Here is a 20592-nt window from a genome sequence, read left to right on the forward strand (position 1 = left end):
CAGGCCAAGCGCTCTGCACTTGGCCTGACGTATACCGTTTAGAACCAGGGAGACTGGCTCATTACGCCGTAGTAAAACAGCATGCGACCGCATACCGCCGCGGACAGCACCACCAGCATCAGCACACCGCCGGTGGCTACCGATATAGAGGGCTTACGCAGCAGATATACCGCCGTCCCCGTTCCCGTCACTACGCCGCCGAAGATCAGCCATCCCATCAAGCCGGAGCTGAACAGTACGATGGCGCTGTGCATCAGCTGATCCTGACGCACCAGCCCTTGGCCGTACCACAGGATAACCACCAGCAGGGCTATTGCCCCCAGCAAGATGCCCATAGGCAGTAGGCTCGGCATTGCGCCCTTATCTTCACCTTCGACGTTATAAGCGCCGACCACGATGCTTAGGCTGGCAAAGCCTAGCAGCAACGCGGTAGCGATGAAGCTTAGGTGGGTCATGGCTGAATGCCACATCGGGTGGCTGCCCATCTGATAGTAGACCTGAGCCGATACCAAAATGGCTGCAACTCCCACAATCGAAGTCAGCAGGCTAATCCCCTTCACCAGCGCATGGCGACGGCCGCCAAAGACGAAGGCGACGGTCCAGAAAAACGCCACGACGTTCAGCAGAAAAAAGGCCACGACTTCACGGCTTAGCCACGAATGCCCAATGCCGAGAATCGCTCGATAGGCGCCCGTCGGCGTTCCCAGGTGCAGAAGGGACAGCAGCGAGCCGATGACGTTAACGATAAAAACGCCGACGGCAACCTTACGCAGGCAGGCAAAGCGCTTTTCATCCGTCAGCCATGCGGGCCGGGCATAGATAAGCGCCGTGACGGCGACAATCGCCCCAATAGCCCACTGGCAAAGCACGGTGAAAAAAACCAGAGGAAACTCATATTCAGACATAGCGCTTCTCCTTATTCCTTATCGCCTGCGGGGATGATGACGATATTCGGGCCGCTGATGCGATGGTCAGGCAGCTTATATCGGGTTTCAATGCGCGACAGGTCGGCGCTGTAGCGACGACGAAGCTCGTCGATATCGCCAAACTGTAAGACGCCCGCCGGGCACGACTCCACGCAGCGCGGCTTCAGCCCTTCATCCAGACGTTCCGCACACAGGTTGCACTTGCTGGTCTTCCCTTCCGCCGGGTCAAACACCGGCGCATTGTACGGGCAGGCCATGATGCACATCCGGCAGCCGATGCACTTGTCGTGATCCTGTACCACGATACCGTCAGGGCGTTTGGTGTAGGTCCCCGCTGGGCATACCTTCATGCATTGAGGATCGTCGCAGTGGTTACAGGACATCGAGATAAACGCCATGCCGTTCGGATCGTCAAAGCTGAACTCTCTGACTTTGCGCCACAGCACGCCGGGCGGCGTCGCGTTTTCCGATTTACAGGCCATGGAACAGGTTTTGCAGCCGTAGCAGCCGCGCATATCGACTAAAAATCCATACTGTCTGACCATGATTATGCCTCCGCCTTAACGTCAACCAGGGTGCTGTTGCAGCAGTGCCCCGTGCTCAGAATTTCGGAGTAGTCATTGGTGACGTGACTGCTGCTTCCCCCCTGCTGTTCCCACCAGCCGTTGTCCAGGCTCACGACCCCGCGCTTAATCTGGCGCGTGACAATGGCGATAGCGCGGTGTTCCCCGCGATCGTTAAACGCAATCGCCCACTCGCCGTTGCGAATGTTGCGCTTTGCCGCATCGTCCGGGTGAATAAGCAGGTTAGGCTGATTGCGCTGAACCTCCAGGATCCACTCGTTCATGCCGTGGCTGGAGTGAATGCTGCGCGCCAGCTTGCGCTGAACCGCCATCAGCGGATACTTTTTCGCCAGATCCGGCGAGCCCTTGGGCGACTCTTTTACCTGCATGTAGGTCACGACCGGCGAGAAGTCCTTCTTCTGCCACTCTTCAATAAAGAAGTGCGCCTTCTTGGTTGGCGTACGGAATACCCCATCTTTGAAAGGGATCCACGGCACTGCGGCTGGTTTCACAGGCCCCTTTTTCAACTGCTCGATGGTGATGCCGGTATCCTTCAGGCAGTTTTCGATATAGTGCTCGATCGGCTGATTAAACACTTCACCAAAGCCAAAGCGCTCCGCCAGACGGGCGAAGATCCAATAGTCAGGCTTGGCTTCACCCACCGGCTCAACGGCCTTTTGCATCAGTTGAACGTAGTGGCTGCGCACGCCGGCCATCAGGCTGACGTCTTCAAAGATGGTCGTTACCGGCAGCACCAGATCGGCGTACATCGCGGTAGATGTCATCAGGTTGTCCGCCACCACCACAAAGGGCACCTTCTTCAACGCCTTTTTCACCATATTGGTGTTCGGCAGTTGAGTCACTGCGCTCAGGGTCATGAGCCACCAGAAGTTGATGGGATGCGGGCGATCGTTAACAATCCAGTCTCCAAGCTTGGCGACCGGGATAGGCGGGATCTTCTCTACGTTCGGCGCGGGCGGTACCGGCGCATTGATTTTCGCCATCTGACGAACGCCGCCTGCGTCGCACACGCCGCCGCCGGCCTTACCCACGTTACCGGTCAACAGCGCCAGATAGAACTGGCTGGCGGCCACATAGGTGCCAAACTCGGTGCGCTGAGCGCCGGACATGTTCTGTATAATCATCGCCGGCTTGCTGCGGGCGTATTCGTTTGCCAAACGCTGCACCGTCGCGGCGGGCACGTCCGTCTCAGCTTCGACTTTAGCCAAATCCCAAGGCTGGGCTTCGGCGCGGATCAGCTCAAATACGGTGGTGTAATCGGCGTTTGCAGGCAGCTCGGCCCGAGTTAACGCAGGCACGATGCCCGGTGCGTCGTGACGAACCGCGCGCTGGCTTATCGTGTCATAGACCAGATAGCTTTCTTTATCTTCAGCGCTTTCCCGCTTTTGCTTTTTATCGGCGTCCACCAGGTAGGGCGCACCGGTGTGCTGACGCAAATAGTCGGCGTCGTAAAGCTGCTCGTCCATGATGATTTTAATCATCCCCAGCGCCAGCGCCGTGTCGGTACCGGGCACGATGGGGATCCACTCGTCGGCCTTGGCGGCGGTTTCGCTGTAGCGGGGGTCTATCACTATCAGACGCGCGCCGTTGGCCTGTGCCTTCAGGTATTCTTTAAAGTAGGCCTGCATGGTGACGGCAGGGTTGTTGCCCCAGCACAGGATATAGCGGCTGTCGGCAATCGTGTCGCGCGTATCGGCATAGCGTAGGCCCAGCATTGGCATCATCGCCGCCGTAACTGCGGCGCAGCATAGCGATCCCGCCTGCTTGGTCGAACCGCCCAGATAGTCGAAGAAAGCTTTGCCCATGTCGTTTTTGATGGAGTCCATGTTGCCCGACGCGGCCGAAAACAGCATGCCCTTATTGCCGAATCTGGCGATGGTGTCGCGGATATTTTTCTCAATCAAATCCAGCGCTTCATCCCAACTAATCGGCTTAAATTTTCCTTCGCCCTTCTCACCAATTCTGAGCAGCGGCGTTTTCACTCTAAGCGGGTGATAAACCCACTTCGTACGGCTCATGCCACGCAGGCAGCACTTCACGTTGAAGTCCGGACTTGCTTCAATCTTTTTCAGCTCCCCCTGATAGACATAGGCCGTCAAATTGCAGTGCAAGCACTCCATTGCACAGGTTGAACGAAAGGTCTGATAGTCGCCAAGCTTTAGACGCACGGTCGGCAACGGCTTTTTATCCGCGCTTGCCTGCGAAAATGCACAGGGCGATAAGGACGCCAGACCAATCACGCCAAGCCCCTTAAGCAGGGTTCGGCGCTTCATTCTGATCTCCGATAGATTTTTCATACAGTTCCTCACCACGTTCTTATTTTTTTCATCTTGCTCACATTGATGCTTATTTCGTCATTCTGAGAAAATGAGACACCATAAGTAAACCATGGTTAACTTATGGTGTACTTATCGAAATCAAATTACCCCTAAATAAGTATTCAACGCGTGGTTTTAAAAAAGAGTGAGAGAAAATAAAAACAATAATAATCAAATAATTGAATGCACCGTAGTCATAAATAACAAGAAATGATAGGCTATGCCCCGTTAATCACTACCTCAGAAAGGCCGGAATGCATGTCAGAAACGCAGACGCAGGGCGTAAACTCAGTCGAAATCGCCGTTACGGTGCTGGAAGCCATTGCTGAACTTGGCGCCTCCGCCAGGGCCATCGACATCGCCCGGCTGTCAGGCCTGTCCAAGAGCCGTTTGCATAAATATCTGGTTTCACTGTGCCGCAGCCAGCTTATCTATCAAGATCCGGAAACCAGCCTTTATTCGCTGGGCAGTAAACTTTCAACGCTGGGCGACGCCGCCAAAATGCAAAACGCCGCCCTGGTCGTTATCAACAACGCCCTTTGCCAGCTGAGGGACAGGCTCAATATCTCTACCGGGCTCGCGGTAATCACGGGCGATACGCCGACGCTTATCAACTACAACCGCAGCAATAAGAACATTGAGCTGGACTATAAAGACAATACGCAAATTCCCTTGCTCACCAGCGCGGCAGGGAAAATCTTTTTGACCTTCTCAGCGCGTTTTCGCGATCAAAACCTGCTGACTAAAGAAGAAGAGAAACAGATCCTGCACGACGGCTACGCCATTCGCCTGACGGAAACGGAAGGCATTCCCGGCGCCAGAGCCATCGCCTGCCCTGTTTTTAACACCAACCGTAGCCTCATTGGCGCCGCCGTCATTATGGGACTTCTGCCCGACGACGACGGCGAACTGCGCCAGCTTGCCGACGTACTGCTTAACGTTATAAAAGAAATTCACATAGGATAGGCGCACTCATCCCGGCGCCGCCGAGGCTAAAAGGAAATACGATAGTGCAGCCTCTAACGCCATCATATACAATACCTATTTGACGTACTCTAACCAGGCTTAGGAAATTCAATGATTACTCTTCATACCAACCACGGCGATATCGTTATCAAACTGTTTAGCAATGAGGCGCCTATCACCGCGGCCAACTTCCTGGACTACTGCCGCAGCGGGTTTTATAACAACACGATTTTCCACCGCGTCATTAACGGCTTTATGATTCAGGGCGGCGGTTTTGAACCCGGCATGAGCCAAAAAGAGACCAAGGCAGAGATTAAAAACGAAGCCAACAACGGCCTGAAAAACACCCGTGGAACGCTGGCTATGGCCCGCACGCCGTCCCCTCACTCAGCTACGGCGCAGTTCTTTATCAACGTCGTCGACAACGACTTCCTGAACTTCCGTTCTGAAAGCCCGGACGGTTGGGGCTACTGCGTATTTGCAGAAGTCGTCGAAGGCATGGACGTTGTAGACAGCATCAAGCAGGTTAAAACCGGCCGCAGCGGTATGCACCAGGACGTCCCGGTCGAAGACGTCGTCATCAACAGCGTTACCGTTAACGAATAAGGTTCTGCCCGAGATCGATGACCATTCTGTTTATCGCCGACCTCCATTTAAGCGAATCCGAACCGGCAATTACTGCCGGTTTTCTCGCTTTCTTACAGAGAGAAGCCGTCAACGCTTCTGCGCTCTACATTCTGGGCGACCTGTTTGAATTCTGGATCGGCGATGACGAGTCAAGCGAGCTGCACGATACCGTCGCAAAAGCGCTAGCGGCGCTGCACGACAGGGGCGTCCCCTGCTACTTTATCCACGGCAACCGAGATTTTCTTATCGGCCAGCGCTACGCCGAGCGCTGTAAAATGACACTGCTGCCGGAAAAACAGATCGTTGACGTTTACGGCACGCCGGTTCTTATCCTGCACGGCGACACGCTCTGCACCGATGACCCGGGCTATCTGCGCTTTCGCCGCTATATGCACAATCGGCTTATTCAGCGCGCCTTTTTATGTCTGCCGCTCTGCCTGCGCCTTAAGATAGCCAGTCGGCTACGCCGCCAAAGTACGCTTAGCAACCGGGTTAAATCCCAACTCATGATGGACGTCAACCAGCTCGCGGTGATAAGCGACATGAAAAAGCATGGCGTACTGCACATGGTTCACGGACACACTCACCGGCCGGCCGTGCACGATATGACGATTAAGGGCGAGCAGTCTCAACGCGTCGTACTCGGCGCCTGGCATACTCAGGGCTCAGTCCTGCGCGCATTCCCTGACGGCAGCATCGATCTGGCCAGCTTTCCACTCTAGACTGCGCCGCATACAGCTATGGGGCACAGCCTGATTCCCCTCTTCAATTTTCCTCATTTTCTTTTAGTTAAGCGAACGCAAACGTTTTCCTTCCCACGGCGGCGTGTTATGCTTGCGGCCCTGAAAGAGGTTATTATATTTACCCCGCACGACCTTACAGGAGCATGCCCCCTATGCCAGTCAGCGCCGACAAGGCCAAAATCGCCATTGTGATGGGTTCCAAAAGCGATTGGGCGACCATGCAGTTCGCCGCAGAAATCCTTACCGCATTAGACATTCCGTTCCACACCGAAGTCGTTTCTGCCCACCGCACCCCGGATAAACTGTTTAGCTTCGCCGAAAGCGCAAAAGAGAACGGCCTTGACGTGATCATCGCTGGCGCCGGAGGCGCGGCCCACCTGCCGGGTATGCTGGCTGCCAAGACGCTCGTCCCGGTGCTCGGCGTGCCGGTTCAAAGCGCTGCGCTCAGCGGCGTCGATAGCCTGTACTCTATTGTCCAGATGCCGCGCGGTATTCCCGTCGGAACGCTGGCTATCGGCAAAGCCGGCGCGGCCAACGCAGCCCTGCTGGCGGCGCAGATCCTTGCGTTACACGACGAGAAAATAGGTTCTCGCCTCGCCGCCTGGCGTCAGGCGCAGACGGATGACGTCCTCAACAACCCCGATCCCAGGGAGAATCCATGAAGCCGGTTTGCGTTTTAGGAAACGGCCAGCTTGGCCGCATGCTGCGCCAGGCGGGTGAACCTCTGGGCATTGCCGTTTATCCCGTCGGGTTGGATGCAGAGCCTGAAGCGGTTCCTTATCAGCAGGCGGTCATCACCGCAGAAATCGAGCGCTGGCCCGATACGCCCCTGACGGAAATCCTGGCCCGCCACCCCGGATTCGTTAACCGCGACGTTTTTCCACGCCTGGCCGATCGCTTGACGCAAAAGCGCCTGCTGGACACCCTGAAGCTGGCGACCGCCCCCTGGCAACCGCTGGAAAGCGCCGAACAGTGGCCGGAAGTCTTTCGTTCTTTGGGGGAGCTTGCCATCGTCAAACGCCGCGTCGGCGGCTACGACGGCCGCGGGCAGTGGCGGCTTAGAGAGAGTGATGTCAACACGCTGCCCCAGGATGCCTACGGCGCCGCCATTGTCGAACAGGCGATTGCGTTTTGCGGCGAAGCCTCGCTGGTTGGCGCGCGCGACCGCCACGGCCGCTGCGTGTTCTATCCGCTGACCCACAACCTGCATCAAGAGGGCATCCTGCGCGCCAGCGTGGCGCTGCCCAAGCCTGACGCTCGCCTTCAGCGTCAGGCGGAAACTATGCTGTCGGCCATACTTAACGCGCTGGACTACGTCGGCGTGATGGCGATGGAGTGCTTTATCGTCGGCGACAGTCTGCTAATCAACGAGCTTGCGCCCCGCGTGCACAACAGCGGACACTGGACGCAAAACGGCGCATCTATCAGCCAGTTCGAGCTTCACCTGCGGGCGGTGCTTGACCTGCCGATGCCGAAGCCAAACGTTTTTAGCCCGTCGGTCATGGTAAACCTGATCGGCACCGACGTTAATCCGCGCTGGCTGTCTCTGCCGCTGGTCCATCTGCACTGGTATGATAAAGAGGTTCGCCCCGGCCGCAAGGTGGGGCATTTAAACTTGAACCACGCCAGCGTTGAAACGCTTTGCGATACCCTTGCCCACTTGAAGCCGATGCTCGACGGCGACTATCACGCCAGCATTGACTGGGCGATAGAGACGCTGAAAGAAAACGAATAACTCTCCATAGCCTCGCTTGACCGCGGGGCTATTGCTTTGGCGCCTCTTTTTTCTCCACGGTTATCATGGTCACAAACGGATAATACTGCCAGGGTACGCCCTCCCCCTTTTGGTACATTTTTGAGATGGTGCCGTCCAGATAAAGCATTTGACGAACGTTTAGCTGGGACTTCGCATAGCAGGCGAAGTCGTAAAAGTTAGCTTCGCGCTGGCTCATCATAAACACCACCTCGCCCTTTTGCGTAATGCCTACGCCGTTGCGAACCTTACGCGACTCCACGCCGGGCTTCAGGCGGGAGTTGATCGCGCCGTTTTCAATCATCATTGGCCCGGACTGAACGGCGAAATCCGCGCCCGTTACCGATTTAAACTCGTCCAGGCTGACGATACCGTAGCGCTCATCCTTGACGTAAAACACTCCGCCGGGTCGAATAAAAAAGTTGCCGCCACCGGAGGCAAGGTTCAACGCCACCTTCTGTTCGCCGCTCTCTATATACAGGCCGAGCGGCGCATATTCTTTATCATATATGCCGCCGTTCATCGCCATCTGCACTCGCCCGTCGCCATTGATACCAGATAGCAGGGCGCGCAGCGAACCGTAGGCTTCTCCATTCCCCTTTTGCCAGTACGTTCTTACCCGTTCGGTTTGAGGATTGAGAGTATAAGTTTGTAGCTTAAGGGAGGGATCGGAGAGGGTGCAGTTGTCGGCAGCAAAGATGTGGAAAGGTAATAACGATAGAGCAAGAAAAATCCGTTTTTTCACGATAAAAAACCTTAACGTTTTATAACAAACCCGACTAGGTAGTCTCTAGTCATAAATGACTATCAAGCAGCGCCATCACGGCCAAAAACCGTTTCCGTACATCAGGTAATGAGTGTCTTAGACGGCTTCCTATATGCCAGTGAGGATGTAGAGAGTCTATGTTTTCGCAGTAACGATCCAAAGCATCTCTATACGCCTCCTCGTCTTCCGGTTTAAGCCAACACAACGCGGCAAACGCAACATCCACCCGCAGCGCTTCCCATTCAAGTTGCATAGGAGACGTTTCGAAGCAGCGCTCAAGATACTGCTCCAGAGCCTCGCTGGCTTCATTACCTGCCAGACGGGCAAGGCAAATGCACAGGTGTTCTGGATGAGGCGTAAACCGGAGCAAAAGTTGAATAACAACAGATAAGAAAGTATGTTGCCTACGCTGTGCAATCACCCACGCAGCGACCTTCTGCGAGCGCCAACTTTGATACAGCATTTCTCGCAGCATCGCGTCTGAATATTCAGGCAAGCGCCGATGAAAATCGGCCAGTATTCTCCTTTGCTCTTTCTGTGAACTGCGAAGGATATTGCCATTCATAAAGACGGAGTAAAACGGCTCAACGAGCGTTGGGTGAAAGCTCCAGTCGGGCATAGTTCTCTATCTTAACCTCACGCGGCTTCTATTGAACGCGATAGAACAGGCTCACTGCGCAATCTTAAGAGCATCAGTAATCTCCGCAACCAGCACCGTACCGGGCCCATCCAGAAAGTACTCGCTCTCCGCCGGCTCGCGGAGCTTCATGACCTGCCCCTGCGCCACTTCCATCGTATGGCCGGCGACCATTTCCGCGCCGCTGTCCAGCAGATAGCGCAGAATATTACTGAAGATGTCGCTGTATTTTTGCCCCTCTTCATGCCCTGAAGCCAGCACCGCAAAGTCCGGCAGTCCGAAGCCGTTTGCGCCATAGGTGCGCATCCAAACGCCGTCAACGCCCTCGACCTCATACTTCACAAAGCCGCAGAACAGCATCGTCAAAGGCAGGCCATAGCGCAGAATATCAGCGCCGTCCTTTGCGGCGGCCATTTCGCCAAGCACGCCCGCCGGCAGCGAGGTGTAGGCGCTTTCATTGAGCACCGCCAGCGCGCCAAAGCGCTCTAACGCGCCTGCCACCAGCGCAAGCGCGATATATTGCTCCAGCACGTTGTCGTCGTAACCGGCGTACCATAAAAGAACATGGCTCTCATTGGCACGAACCTGCTCTTTCATCTCGGCGCCATAATGGGAAGGTCCAACGCACTTTTCCAGATGCTCCGCAGGGAAAGGCGCATTAAAACCTACCATGCGAACCACGTGCTTCCCCCAGCCGACCAGCGCAAAGAAATCGCCAAGCTCGGGATCGCGCTGGCAGCGCGCCTGCTTCATTGACGAGTCAAAGCCGCGCAGCGCCTGCTCAAGCTTGTTTTCATCAATGGAAAGATGGCCGCTGAACACGACCTGTAGGCTTAGGCTATTTTCTTGATTGGGATTGGCGACCAGCTCCGCCGGTGACTGGCTTTCTTTTTCATCGCGACGGCCGAAAAAACGGGACAAAATGCTCATAAACGCTCCTTGTTTATTTGCCGCCCAAGGCGGCTGCTTCTGAACTAATAACACCAAAAACCATTTTGGCAGGGTATCCATTCTATACCAACAAACGCCTTGGAGGCATCTTCCGATTTTTTGCGAGACGTATCCAGATAAACCAATGCCCTCGTTGCTCAACAATAATACATGAAGTACCGTCCGTTTCGTTGACGAGATACCGAACGCCAGAGCGTCACTATATCATTAACAATATTAGGATTACTTCAAAATGATTGTTGCAAAACCGCCCCATAGCGCTCAGTTAGCAAGCTTGCATTGCGCCCCCCCACAGGGGCCACAATAGACACGCAGCCTATTGGAGGAATTATGATGAACAACGCAATGTTAAAAGTTCGGGTATCTGAAGAGCTCAAGGCAGCCGTCGCTCAGGCCGCTAGTGAATGCAATCTGGACATGTCCAGTTTCATTCGCCTGGTGTTAACCCGTGCAACAAAAGCAAGCATGGTTCCAAACGCCGCCACTCAGGCGGCGATTCGCGAACTGAGCGACAACAATGGCGAACGCGCTGATAACATTGACGATTTTGGAATGATATTTTTAAGTAGCCATGCTAAAAATTAGGTATGCCGCTGCGTTCAAACGGGATATGAAGTGTTATCAATTAAAGCAAAAACATGATGTATAAACTGTCCCACCTGGCCGCCATTGATTTCGCCAGCATTTACGAATATACGCTGACGAAATTTGGCGCACTCCAGGCCGATAACTATACGGAGGCGCTGGAAATTACCCTGACGTCAATTGTTCAGTCGCCTTTTATCGGACGAACCTATCCCGAAATCAATGAAGACGTTCGCCGATTAGACTACCGGCAGCGCCGTATTTTACCGGCTACGAGAGAACGGCGTTTTTATACTACGTATCCTGCATCAGCAGATGGAGCCACTGCGCCACTTTTCCGAAGAGTGACTGTCTAATCTCTGGTTGAATACCAGCAAATTAACGACCCCGCGCAAACCATCAAAGCGCCGGTCCAAAAGTATAGGCTTAAAGACTCCCCTAAAAGCATCGCAGCAAAAAGCGCCGATATAACGGGGGTAAAATACGAAGCGGTTGCCAGAAGGGTCGCATTGCCATGAAGCATCCCAATATTCCAGGCTGCATAGCCTAATCCCATCGCGATAGAGACCAAAACCAAATTAACCAATACGTGCAGGCTAAAGTGCATCGCTGGCGTATCCGTGAGGAAAAACTTAAGCCACAGCGTCGCCGCCGTCAGCATAAAAAATAAAGCGATGCCGTTGCTGCCGTTGGCAAACTTTTTGGTCATGACGCAATAAGCGCTCCATATCACCGCTCCGGCAAAGGCCAGCCCATAGCTCAGGGGGTTAGACGCGACGTTGCTAGCCATATCGCTTAACGAGAGGCCGTTTTCGCCTCCCAATACTTTCCCTATCCCCGCTAGGCAAATCAGCATTCCCGGCAGCATCAAAAATTTAGGCCTTCTACCGTCAGCCAAGGTAACAAAAAGCAGCGTCAGGCTGGGCCACAGGTAGTTGACCATACTGACTTCAATCGCCTGCGAACCCGAGTTGGCAAACCCGACGGAAAGCGAAAGGCAGATTTCATAGGAAACGAAAAGAGCGCATCCCCAATAGAGGTACTTTCGAGGAAATGAAGATAGTTTGGGTAAACCGACGATAAACAGCAGCAACAGAGCGCTGAGGCTGTAAACCATTGCCGCCCCGCCTATCGCGCCTAGCCCCTCGGAGACGCTTCGAAGAAATCCGACTACGGTACTCCATAAAATAATGGCGGCTAAGCCTATCAGAGTGGCGTTTCTGGCTGACATCAGGGGTAAAAATTCCATCTTTATCTCGGTGCGGGTCCGTCACCTTAACACAATTGCAGAACGCAAAAGGGATAGTTTCCTATCCCTTTTCACTACTTTTGAGCTATCAGCGAGCTTAGAACGTCATTTTCACTCCCACCATCCCCTCATAGCGGGTATAGTCGTTCGCCCCCCACTGTTGGCCCACGTGGCCCCATACCTGCCAGCCTTTGGCCACTTCGCCCTGAAGGCCGACCTTCACCTCCAGGCGTGAGGAAGGCGTGCCGTCTTCCACTTTTTCACCGTTAAACTTCAAGGTGTTGTCTGCGCCGCTGTACCACCAGTTGGTCTCGACAAAAGGCTGAATGCCGTTGCGGTTTTGCTTGTCATGGCGATACAGGCGTACGCCCATCCGCGTGATAAGGCCGCTGGCGTCGCCGTCGGTCACGCGCGTGCCGTTGCTCTCCGTGTGGTTATCCTGACTAAAGTTGTTCCACGCTACCTGAGCCTGAGGCTCCAGCATCAGCTGATAGCGTTCGCTTTCCTTCGCGACGAAGGCATAGCCGCTTTCAACCGAAGTCGTCCATCCACGGCTGTCGTAACTTTCCTCGGGCAGGCCCGAGCCGTTGACCTTGTTCTTGTACCATCCATACTGAGACCAGACGTCCACGTAGGGCCCGGTCGGCTCGTCGCCGTTTTTAAACCAGGTGCCATACGCTCCCACGCTGTATCCCGTTACCTTGCTGGAAGAGTAGTCATGGGTAATCGTGGAGCGGCTGTGGTTGTTGTTGCGCCCATATCCGCCCATCAGGCCAACGTGATAGCGATCGCTGCCGTTGCTGCTCCACTGCGCGATATCACCGCCCAGTTGAACGACGGACGTATTCGAGGTCTGATCCAGATCGTGGACCGTATCCTGTGCTTTATTCGCTGCGATGCGCAGCCATAAAGAGGGTGCCGCGTCGTTTCCTTTATAGGCGTCGGTAAACTGCGGTTCGCCCAAGCGTTCGTGCATCGTATGAACAAACATCGTGGACGCCGTCGACAGGTTGCTCAAATACGAACCGACTTCGGGGCGCAGAGGCGTAACGCTCGGTCCGCCGTCGATGACGGACGGCGTTTCGCCGCTACCGTCCGAAGGCGTGGGCGCCAGGTAGTCCGTACGCAAATACCAATTACCGTCATCTGGATTAGAAGCGCTACCCTGATAGAGATGATAGTCATACAACCCGGCCACGACGCGGCCATTCAGCTTAAAGCTACCATTGGAATCGCCCAGCACCTGAACGACCGGGATGCCTTCAGCCGTTTTCGCCCCCTGACCGCCGGCGTTAGCAACCTGTAAAAGCGTTTCCCCCTGCGTATTACCCTGCACAATCAGCCGGTCGGTAAGAGAATCATCACCGCCTAAGCGAGTATTCAGGCTGACGGCGCCGCTCTGAGCGCTATAGTTTCCGCGCACGGTCAGCGTTTTAAAGTCCGATGATGATGGCGCAGTAAAGGCCAGCGCACCGTTGTTCAAGGCCAGGGAGCCAACGTCGGAATGGCGCGTTATTTGCCACAGGCTACCGTCGTTAAGTGCAACCGCACCAACGTTTTGCGCGCCGCCCTGCCAGGCGGAGGCGCCGTTAAGCGTTAACGAAGCGTCGCTTCCCGTTCCGGCATAAGCGTCGCCGTAGAGCCGACTGACATTGTCCGCCGTTAGCGCAACGGTGCCGCCGTCAGCCAACGCCAGCAGCTGCGCGTCGTTCTTCGCTACGGCGCTGCTGCGATCCAACGTTATAATATTGCTTATTCCCTGAACGGTGAAAACCGAAGCGCCGCCACCTTCAACGGTCGAGTCCGTCAATGTCAGGCTGCCTGAGTTTGACAGAATCACCGCGTTACTCTTATTGCCTGCAGCGGCAAGCCGTCCGTTGGTTATAGAAACGCTATCGCCGTTTTTCAATGCCGATGCGCTTTCTCCATTAGCCACAACGTTCAATCCGTTTGCCGTCAGCGTTCCGCTGATCACGCTAATACCGGTCGTCTGGCTTCCCTCCACGCTGATTGTGCCATCGTTGAGCGTCGCTTGACCGCCGTCTACAATGGACATCCCCGTAGAGGCATCGCCCGTCGCGCTGACGGTCAAGGCATCGCTCACCAACTTGCTGTCTATACCAACGATCACCCCGGTGAAAGCATTGCCATAGCCGCTTATCGTCGAGTTGTTGAGCCACCCGTTGGAGCTCTTAGCTACGCGAACGCCGATGCTGTCTGTGCCATAGCTGGAAATGTTGACGCCGTCGGCATTAAGCGTTTGACTATGATGGGCGACAATCCCCTTGTCCGCGTTGCCCTGCATAATCACCTGCACGTCTTGCAGATTTATTTCTCCCCCAACGTAGCCATAAATGCCGTAGCTGCCGTTGGTCGCTTCGGTCAGCACGATCTTTCCGCCTACCATATTCAGTTGAGAACCGTCTTTTACGATAATGCCGCTGTTGGCCTGATTATCCATAATGATGTCGGTATTAGTCAGGTTCAGCACGTCCTGATTCCACAGGGTAAACCCCGTATTCCGTACGTCCACGTAATAGACGTTTACCGGCCAATAGATAAGACCGTCATCAAGAGACGCGCCCGCTACGTAAACCCGGCTGTTCGTCATCGTCAACTCTGCGCCGTTGGCGAGAAATCCGCCGACGTTTACCGCGTTGCCTTCTATAGACAGACGATCGAAAGACGCATAGGCGCCAGCGCCCTGCAAGACCAATCCCATTCTGGCGTAGCTGTCAACGCCTGCCTGCTGCCTGTCGACGCAAATAACCATGTCGCTGCCAAATGCGCTATCGTTCATTGCGGTATTGTCGATATATATGCCCGCAGCCCTGTTGCCCACGTCGGCATTGACGTTAATCACAGTCCCCTGCCCAAGCGAGACCTGCCCGTCGTTGCTGGCATAGACGCCAATACCGTTACTATTAACGACCGTCATGCCGTAGAGAGTGACTAGCGATCCGCGATCTGAGACGGAGATCGTCTTCTCATTGCGCGCCGAAGATCCTATGGACATGTCTTTCCCGATGACCGAGCCGCCGCCGGACACCAAAATCGCGCTGCCGCTCGGCGCCATAACGCTTTCCCCATCGGGAAGCGTAACGGACTGATTTGTCGTCACGGAAACCGGACCGAGTTGGGCTATTGCCTGCGGCATCGCGCTTAAGACCAAGGAAACTAACAAAGAGAGTTTAGTTAATCCAATCTTACGTTGAATCAATAATGAAGAATAAGCTAATGAGCTGGACATATATATTCCCTTATTTAAAAATGCACCAAAAAGAACAGAGATAGATACAACTAAATAAAAATATCCGTGGAATTACACAATTAATAAACCCATGAAAATAAAAACGTTCCCTTACGAGAAAATATAAGCATTTCAGAATATCGCCATTACATAACGCCCAATCACTTTAACCAATTGAGTTTATGTAATTATTTAATAAATAAAATTATTTACTTTTTCCGCTATAATAGGATAGCGACAGGGTCGAGTAGATAAACCATAGACAAAGAAACATTAAGTCATTCAGAGCAATGAAAGGCATTATATATATTAATGATTCTCAGTTAATATCTCTTAATCAAGATCGACCAATTCTGTCAATAGAGGATACAACCCCCATTAGGTACATATATTCGTCCAATGAAAAAGTGGGTATTAGAATAATACACAAAAAAAACCACATTGGAAATGCGTTTTATTATGTATTAATGAATAATTACAAATGTTATCAAGTGGAATGAAAACAGCATCATTATCAAAAAGATAAAGACATTAAAGTTAGCAGACTATATATTATTAAGCTAAGCTGTTTTTAATAATATATGGCCCCAACGCTATCAAAATAAGCTAATAAAACGGTACGAGAGTAAAAACGCTCGTACCGTTCACTTATCTATATGTTTTATATTGTTTTACCCTCTACTCCTGATACCGCCGATACAGCGCCTTGCCGCCCAGCAGGCGAACGCCTAGCCAACCGCCGCACAGAGACAGCAGCCCAGCGCAGAAAGCCGGGAGCAGTATCCACATGGCGAAGTTAGGCTGCCACGGAAACTCAAACAGCGTGCGCTGAAGCCACCACAACGACAGCTCTGCGCCTACCACGGCGGTGATCCCCGCAGCCAGCCCTAGCAGCGCAAACTCGCTCCACAGCGTACGGCGAAGCAGGCGCTTGCCGGCCCCCAGCGTGCGGTAAACTACCAGCTCCTGCCGCCGTTGGCGCATGCCGACCTGAACCTGCGCCAGCAGCAGCAGACCGCCGCAAACGATCACCAGCGCCACCATTGCCTCCAGCGCGCGCCCTACCTGCTGAAACACCGTCGTCACCTGCTTGAGCATGCTGCCTATATCTAACAGACTCAGGGTTGGATACTGCCGATACAGCTCGACCAGCGCCGTGCCGTCTTGCTGATAGCGGAAGCTGGTCAGGTAAGTCTGAGGCAATGAGTCCAACGCCCCTTGAGGAAATATAAAGTAGAAATTAGGGCGCAGGCTCTCCCAATCAACGTGGCGCAGGCTGGATATCGTCGCGCTAAACTCCTGCGTATCGCCAGTGAACGTCAGCTTATCGCCAATGCGTAGCCCCAGCCGCTCGGCCAACCCGGCGTCAACGGACACCTCATCATTTTTCGGCGGCCAGCTTCCTTCCGTCACCTCATTAGGAGAAGGCCTGTCGGCAGGAAGCCAGGTCAGATTCAACTCTCGGTTGACCGCCTCGCCGCCGGGCTCGTCTTCTTTTACTCTCTCCGTCGCCTTTTGCTGATTGATGCCCGTCAGGCGAACGCGGACGATCGGGTAGAAGTCCCCCGCCTCAATGCCGTGGCCGCTGAGAAACTGCCTGAGAGAAGGTAGTTGTCCTTCAGTCATATTCATCAAAAAATAGTTGGGGCTTTCCGGCGGTATCTGCTGCCGCCAGCGGTCAAGCAGGTCACCCCGAAGGATAATCAACAGCGCCAACAGCATAAATGAGAAGGAAAAAGCAGACAGCTGGGTCGTCGTCAACCATGGCTGCCTCAAAAGACGGTTAACGGCCAAGCGAAGCGCCAGCCCTTTAAGCGTCAGGCGACGAAGCAGCAGCAGGCTGCACCACCCAAGCGCTCCCAGCAGCAGGGAGAGCGCCATAATGCCGAACAGGATCCCCCACCACACCAGGTTGAACCCGGCTACCAGCGCTAACAGCAGCGCAACGGTCGCTAACATGATTGGAATGTAGAATTTCAGCGGCCAAACGTTGGACATGGCGTCGGCTCGAAGCACGCGCAGAGGCCGTGTCGCCAACAGCTGCTTATAGGGGCGCAATCCGACCATGAGCGAGATAATCAGCAACGCGCCCAGGCTCCACAGCCACGGCCACGGGCCCGCCGGCGGCAGCGCTTTGGGCAACAGAGGCGCCAGCAAAGCCATCAGCCCTTGTTCAAACAAAATACCGATCAGGCTGCCAACTGCGCCGGCCAGCGCCAATACGGACAACCACTGCCCGATAACCAGCCTGCGCAGCGCCCGCTTTCCCGCCCCCAGCGTCTTAAGCACGGCCACCAGGTTATAGCGACTGCGGCAATAGTGCCCCATCGAAACAGCGACCGCAGCGACCGCCAACAGCAGCGTTAAGACGGCGGAAAGCAGCAGGAAGTTTTGCGCCCGCTGGAGAGACTTGCCGACCGCCGTACCGGACTGCTCGGTGCCAAACCAGCGCTGATCCGGGCGCAGCTGAGGCACGACAAATTCGCCAAAGCGCTCAAGCGCGTTCGGCTCGCCGGCAAACAGATAGCGGTAGGTCAATCGGCTCCCCGGCTGAACCGCGCCGGTCTTATCGATATCCTGGTAGTTGATTAAAATTCTTGGCGCAGTCTGAAACGGGTTAAAGCCAGCGTCCGGTTCCTGAACGACTTCACCGCTGACGGTAAGCTCGGCGTCGCCCACTTCCAGCCTGTCGCCAACCTTTAGATTAAGCAGCGCCATCAGCCTCGGCGCCACCAGCGCCGTTCCCGGCTGAGGCTTGGCCTGAACGGGCTGAGTTTCCAGCTTACCGTACAGCGGATAGTTACCGTCGACGGCCTTCACGGCGGAAAGCAGCGGCGCGTCGTTGGCGTATGCCATGGTCATGAACGACAGCTGCCGACTGACGCTCAGCCCCTCTTCTTTAGCTTTTTGCAGCCAGGCGTCGTCAACCGGGCGACTGGCGGTCAGTACCCTGTCGGCGGCGATAAAGTCGCGGCTTTGCTGGCTCAGCCCCTGTTCCATGCGGTCGCTGACGCGCCCCAGCGCCAGCACGCAGGCGACAGCCAGCGTCAACGAAAGCCAGACTATCAGCAGCGACGGCGAGCGCCATTCGCGCCAAAACCAGCGCCAGATCATGATGCCTCCCACAATTGCCCGTCGCGCAGCCGCAGCTGGCGCTGGCAGCGGGCCGCGAGCGTCTCGTCGTGGGTGACCAATATCAGCGTGGTAGCAAAATCGCGGTTAAGAGAAAACAGCAGATCGGCAATTTTTACGCCGGTCTGGCGGTCAAGGTTGCCGGTCGGCTCATCGGCAAACAGAATGGTTGGTCGGCTAATGAAGGCGCGGGCAATCGCAACCCGCTGCTGTTCGCCGCCGGACAGCTGAGTCGGCAGGTGTCCCGCGCGTTCCCCCAGCCCCAGTTGCTCCAGAAGCGCCAACGCCTGCGCCTTGCTTTCGCGCTCGGAGTCGCCTCGCAGCAGAGCCGGCAGTTGGACGTTTTCCAGCGCCGTCAGCGTCGGCACCAGCATAAAGGACTGAAACACGAAGCCCACGTCTTTTGCGCGCAGCGCGGCTCTGTCCTCCTCGTCCATTTCCGGCAGAGAATGCCCAAGAAGCTTAACGTCGCCGCTGGAGGCGTCATCCAGCCCGGCCAGGATACCGAGCAGCGTAGACTTCCCCGATCCCGATTCACCAATCAGCGCAATTGTTTGTCCTGAATTGACAACCAGCTCAACTCCGGTGAGGATGTTAAGCCTGTGCTCTCCCTCACCGACAGACTTATTTAAATGATGAACTTCAAGAACGTGATTTTCAGACATCTGCCAATCCTTTTATTGCTGGGGCTGTCATCTTTGCGCGTCGCGGCGGCGGACACGCTGCTTATTCTGGGCGATAGCCTGAGCGCCGGCTTTCGGCTGCCAATCGAACAGGCATGGGCTAGCCAGTTAGGCGATCGCTGGAAGGACCAGCCTAACGCGCCGAAGGTCATCAACGCCAGCATCAGCGGCGATACCGCGGCCCAAGGGCTTGCGCGACTGCCTGAACTTTTGAAAACCCATCAGCCGCGCTGGGTGCTCGTCGAACTGGGCGCTAATGACGGCCTGCGCGGCTTTCCGACAGCGGACATCGAGCGCGACCTGACGCAAATCATTACCGTCATTAAACAGGCTAACGCCCAGCCGCTCTTGATGCAAATCCGCATCACGCCCAACTACGGCAAGCGCTACACCGACGCGTTTACCGCTATTTATCCTAAACTTGCGCAGGAGCAAAACGTGCCTCTGCTGCCTTACTTCATGGAAAAAGTCGTGGTTAAACCGGAGTGGATGCAGTCCGACGGCCTGCACCCTACCGCGGACGCCCAGCCGTTTATCGCCGACTTTATGGCACAGGCGCTTGCGCCCTACGTAGGTCTTCTTCAGTCTACAACACCGGCTAAACAGAGCTAACTCACGGAAAGGTAAAGTTATGCAAAAGGCAGTATTGATTACCGGCTGCTCCAGCGGCATTGGTCTGGTTGCCGCCAGAGATCTAAAACAACGCGGCTATCGCGTTATCGCCGCCTGTAGAAAATCTGAGGACGTAGAACGCCTGCAGCAAGAAGGATTTGAAACGGTAAAGCTCGATTTGGACGACAGCGACAGCATTCGTGAAGCTGCCGAAGCGGTGCTGAGGCTAACCGAAGGCAAGCTTTACGGCCTGTTCAACAACGGCGGTTTCGGCATTTACGGCCGGCTGAACACCATCACCCGACCGCAGTTCGAACGTCAATTTTCCACCAACCTGTTCGGCGCCCACGAGCTGACCCAGCTTCTGCTGCCCGCCATGCTGACTCAGGGCGAAGGCCGAATCATTCAGACCAGCTCAGTCATGGGAATTATTTCCACCCCCGGCCGCGGGCTATACGCCGCCAGCAAGTATGCGCTGGAAGCCTGGTCGGATGCGCTCCGCCTTGAGCTCTACGGCAGCGGCGTTCAGGTCAGCCTGATTGAACCGGGACCTATCAGCACAGCGTTTAGCAGTAACGTAAACCAAACGCAGCAGGATAAACCGGTCGAAAACCCGTCCATCGCTCGGCGCTTTACTCTACCGCCAGAGGCCATCCTGCCCGCAATTCGCCACGCATTGGAAAGCCCGCGCGCGAAGATACGCTATCGCATAACTCTGGTTACCAAAGCGATGGCTATATGCAAAAGGCTACTGCCCGACAGGCTGATGGACCGCATCTTAAGGGATAAAGGATAGGTCCCAAAAGGGCT

General features: G+C 55.0%; 19 protein-coding genes. 9 read left to right on the forward strand and 10 right to left on the reverse strand.

Annotated features, from left to right (window positions below):
* Positions 1 to 38 precede the first annotated feature (38 nt).
* Genes V8L73_RS12260 through V8L73_RS12270 form a run of 3 tightly spaced genes read right to left on the reverse strand, consistent with a single transcriptional unit; the run spans position 39 to position 3807 of the window.
* The gene (locus tag V8L73_RS12260) at positions 39 to 905 is read right to left on the reverse strand and encodes a dimethyl sulfoxide reductase anchor subunit family protein (RefSeq protein ID WP_347253104.1); all 867 of its coding nucleotides are present in this window, start codon (positions 903 to 905) and stop codon (positions 39 to 41) included.
* A gap of 11 nt (positions 906 to 916) precedes the next feature.
* Positions 917 to 1471, reverse strand: a complete 555-nt coding sequence (locus V8L73_RS12265; protein WP_027272755.1) for a 4Fe-4S dicluster domain-containing protein — start codon at positions 1469 to 1471, stop codon at positions 917 to 919.
* Between the two features lie 2 nt (positions 1472 to 1473).
* Positions 1474 to 3807 (reverse strand): molybdopterin-dependent oxidoreductase, encoded by a 2334-nt coding sequence (locus V8L73_RS12270; protein ID WP_347253105.1) that lies wholly within the window; start codon positions 3805 to 3807, stop codon positions 1474 to 1476.
* 279 nt (positions 3808 to 4086) lie between these two features.
* On the opposite strand from V8L73_RS12270, the gene V8L73_RS12275 reads away from it, so the two are divergent.
* The 5 genes from V8L73_RS12275 to purK all read left to right on the forward strand — a co-directional run bounded on the left by V8L73_RS12275 (position 4087) and on the right by purK (position 7899).
* Positions 4087 to 4794, forward strand: coding sequence for an IclR family transcriptional regulator (locus V8L73_RS12275; protein WP_027272753.1), 708 nt, complete (start codon positions 4087 to 4089; stop codon positions 4792 to 4794).
* Positions 4795 to 4905: 111 nt separating this feature from the next.
* Entirely contained in the window at positions 4906 to 5400 is a 495-nt protein-coding gene (gene ppiB, locus V8L73_RS12280) for a peptidylprolyl isomerase B (RefSeq protein WP_347253106.1), read from the forward strand.
* Between the two features lie 17 nt (positions 5401 to 5417).
* The gene (gene lpxH / locus V8L73_RS12285; RefSeq protein ID WP_261832420.1) at positions 5418 to 6143 is read left to right on the forward strand and encodes a UDP-2,3-diacylglucosamine diphosphatase; all 726 of its coding nucleotides are present in this window, start codon (positions 5418 to 5420) and stop codon (positions 6141 to 6143) included.
* A gap of 173 nt (positions 6144 to 6316) precedes the next feature.
* Positions 6317 to 6826, forward strand: coding sequence for a 5-(carboxyamino)imidazole ribonucleotide mutase (purE, locus tag V8L73_RS12290; RefSeq protein WP_347253107.1), 510 nt, complete (start codon positions 6317 to 6319; stop codon positions 6824 to 6826).
* Positions 6823 to 7899 (forward strand): 5-(carboxyamino)imidazole ribonucleotide synthase, encoded by a 1077-nt coding sequence (gene purK / locus V8L73_RS12295; RefSeq protein ID WP_261832422.1) that lies wholly within the window; start codon positions 6823 to 6825, stop codon positions 7897 to 7899. The genes purE and purK overlap by 4 nt, the downstream gene beginning before the upstream one ends.
* A 28-nt stretch (positions 7900 to 7927) precedes the next feature.
* On the opposite strand, the gene V8L73_RS12300 is transcribed toward purK, so the two are convergent.
* Genes V8L73_RS12300 through V8L73_RS12310 form a run of 3 tightly spaced genes read right to left on the reverse strand, consistent with a single transcriptional unit; the run spans position 7928 to position 10250 of the window.
* Entirely contained in the window at positions 7928 to 8662 is a 735-nt protein-coding gene (locus V8L73_RS12300; protein WP_422655584.1) for a phosphodiester glycosidase family protein, read from the reverse strand.
* Positions 8663 to 8711: 49 nt separating this feature from the next.
* Positions 8712 to 9302, reverse strand: a complete 591-nt coding sequence (locus V8L73_RS12305) for a DUF6000 family protein (RefSeq protein WP_347253108.1) — start codon at positions 9300 to 9302, stop codon at positions 8712 to 8714.
* Positions 9303 to 9353: 51 nt separating this feature from the next.
* Positions 9354 to 10250, reverse strand: a complete 897-nt coding sequence (locus V8L73_RS12310) for a DUF4261 domain-containing protein (protein WP_347253109.1) — start codon at positions 10248 to 10250, stop codon at positions 9354 to 9356.
* 351 nt (positions 10251 to 10601) lie between these two features.
* Between V8L73_RS12310 and V8L73_RS12315 the strand changes: the two genes are divergently transcribed.
* Both V8L73_RS12315 and V8L73_RS12320 read left to right on the forward strand, forming a co-directional pair.
* Positions 10602 to 10856, forward strand: a complete 255-nt coding sequence (locus tag V8L73_RS12315; RefSeq protein ID WP_347253110.1) for a type II toxin-antitoxin system RelB/DinJ family antitoxin — start codon at positions 10602 to 10604, stop codon at positions 10854 to 10856.
* Between the two features lie 53 nt (positions 10857 to 10909).
* Positions 10910 to 11212 (forward strand): type II toxin-antitoxin system RelE/ParE family toxin, encoded by a 303-nt coding sequence (locus V8L73_RS12320; RefSeq protein WP_347253111.1) that lies wholly within the window; start codon positions 10910 to 10912, stop codon positions 11210 to 11212.
* On the opposite strand, the gene yddG is transcribed toward V8L73_RS12320, so the two are convergent.
* The 4 genes from yddG to ybbA form a co-directional block, all read right to left on the reverse strand.
* Positions 11209 to 12087, reverse strand: coding sequence for an aromatic amino acid DMT transporter YddG (gene yddG / locus V8L73_RS12325; RefSeq protein ID WP_347254818.1), 879 nt, complete (start codon positions 12085 to 12087; stop codon positions 11209 to 11211). The genes V8L73_RS12320 and yddG overlap by 4 nt on opposite strands.
* A gap of 115 nt (positions 12088 to 12202) precedes the next feature.
* On the reverse strand, positions 12203 to 15355 hold the full coding sequence (locus tag V8L73_RS12330) for an autotransporter outer membrane beta-barrel domain-containing protein (protein WP_347253112.1): 3153 nt from the start codon (positions 15353 to 15355) through the stop codon (positions 12203 to 12205).
* 678 nt (positions 15356 to 16033) lie between these two features.
* Positions 16034 to 18469, reverse strand: coding sequence for a putative ABC transporter permease subunit YbbP (gene ybbP / locus V8L73_RS12335; RefSeq protein ID WP_347253113.1), 2436 nt, complete (start codon positions 18467 to 18469; stop codon positions 16034 to 16036).
* The gene (gene ybbA, locus V8L73_RS12340; protein ID WP_347253114.1) at positions 18466 to 19152 is read right to left on the reverse strand and encodes a putative ABC transporter ATP-binding protein YbbA; all 687 of its coding nucleotides are present in this window, start codon (positions 19150 to 19152) and stop codon (positions 18466 to 18468) included. The genes ybbP and ybbA overlap by 4 nt, the downstream gene beginning before the upstream one ends.
* On the opposite strand from ybbA, the gene tesA reads away from it, so the two are divergent.
* Both tesA and V8L73_RS12350 read left to right on the forward strand, forming a co-directional pair.
* Entirely contained in the window at positions 19123 to 19782 is a 660-nt protein-coding gene (gene tesA / locus V8L73_RS12345; RefSeq protein WP_051155509.1) for a multifunctional acyl-CoA thioesterase I/protease I/lysophospholipase L1, read from the forward strand. The two genes, ybbA and tesA, sit on opposite strands and share 30 nt — an antisense overlap.
* Positions 19783 to 19801: 19 nt before the next feature.
* Positions 19802 to 20578 carry an SDR family oxidoreductase gene (locus V8L73_RS12350; RefSeq protein ID WP_261832430.1) on the forward strand — a complete coding sequence of 259 codons (777 nt, stop codon included), beginning with the start codon at positions 19802 to 19804 and terminating at the stop codon, positions 20576 to 20578.
* The last annotated feature ends 14 nt before the right edge of the window (positions 20579 to 20592 follow it).

Source organism: Leminorella grimontii, assembly GCF_039789245.1.
GTDB classification, from domain to species: domain Bacteria; phylum Pseudomonadota; class Gammaproteobacteria; order Enterobacterales; family Enterobacteriaceae; genus Leminorella; species Leminorella grimontii.

Coding starts and splice junctions, on each gene's coding strand:
- V8L73_RS12260 (WP_347253104.1), bottom strand. CDS start 905: ATGTCTGAATATGAGTTTCCTCTGGTTTTTTTCACCGTGCTTTGCCAG.
- V8L73_RS12265 (WP_027272755.1), bottom strand. CDS start 1,471: ATGGTCAGACAGTATGGATTTTTAGTCGATATGCGCGGCTGCTACGGC.
- V8L73_RS12270 (WP_347253105.1), bottom strand. CDS start 3,807: ATGAAAAATCTATCGGAGATCAGAATGAAGCGCCGAACCCTGCTTAAG.
- V8L73_RS12275 (WP_027272753.1), top strand. CDS start 4,087: ATGTCAGAAACGCAGACGCAGGGCGTAAACTCAGTCGAAATCGCCGTT.
- ppiB (WP_347253106.1), top strand. CDS start 4,906: ATGATTACTCTTCATACCAACCACGGCGATATCGTTATCAAACTGTTT.
- lpxH (WP_261832420.1), top strand. CDS start 5,418: ATGACCATTCTGTTTATCGCCGACCTCCATTTAAGCGAATCCGAACCG.
- purE (WP_347253107.1), top strand. CDS start 6,317: ATGCCAGTCAGCGCCGACAAGGCCAAAATCGCCATTGTGATGGGTTCC.
- purK (WP_261832422.1), top strand. CDS start 6,823: ATGAAGCCGGTTTGCGTTTTAGGAAACGGCCAGCTTGGCCGCATGCTG.
- V8L73_RS12305 (WP_347253108.1), bottom strand. CDS start 9,302: ATGCCCGACTGGAGCTTTCACCCAACGCTCGTTGAGCCGTTTTACTCC.
- V8L73_RS12310 (WP_347253109.1), bottom strand. CDS start 10,250: ATGAGCATTTTGTCCCGTTTTTTCGGCCGTCGCGATGAAAAAGAAAGC.
- V8L73_RS12315 (WP_347253110.1), top strand. CDS start 10,602: ATGATGAACAACGCAATGTTAAAAGTTCGGGTATCTGAAGAGCTCAAG.
- V8L73_RS12320 (WP_347253111.1), top strand. CDS start 10,910: ATGATGTATAAACTGTCCCACCTGGCCGCCATTGATTTCGCCAGCATT.
- yddG (WP_347254818.1), bottom strand. CDS start 12,087: ATGTCAGCCAGAAACGCCACTCTGATAGGCTTAGCCGCCATTATTTTA.
- V8L73_RS12330 (WP_347253112.1), bottom strand. CDS start 15,355: ATGTCCAGCTCATTAGCTTATTCTTCATTATTGATTCAACGTAAGATT.
- ybbP (WP_347253113.1), bottom strand. CDS start 18,469: ATGATCTGGCGCTGGTTTTGGCGCGAATGGCGCTCGCCGTCGCTGCTG.
- tesA (WP_051155509.1), top strand. CDS start 19,123: ATGAACTTCAAGAACGTGATTTTCAGACATCTGCCAATCCTTTTATTG.
- ybbA (WP_347253114.1), bottom strand. CDS start 19,152: ATGTCTGAAAATCACGTTCTTGAAGTTCATCATTTAAATAAGTCTGTC.
- V8L73_RS12350 (WP_261832430.1), top strand. CDS start 19,802: ATGCAAAAGGCAGTATTGATTACCGGCTGCTCCAGCGGCATTGGTCTG.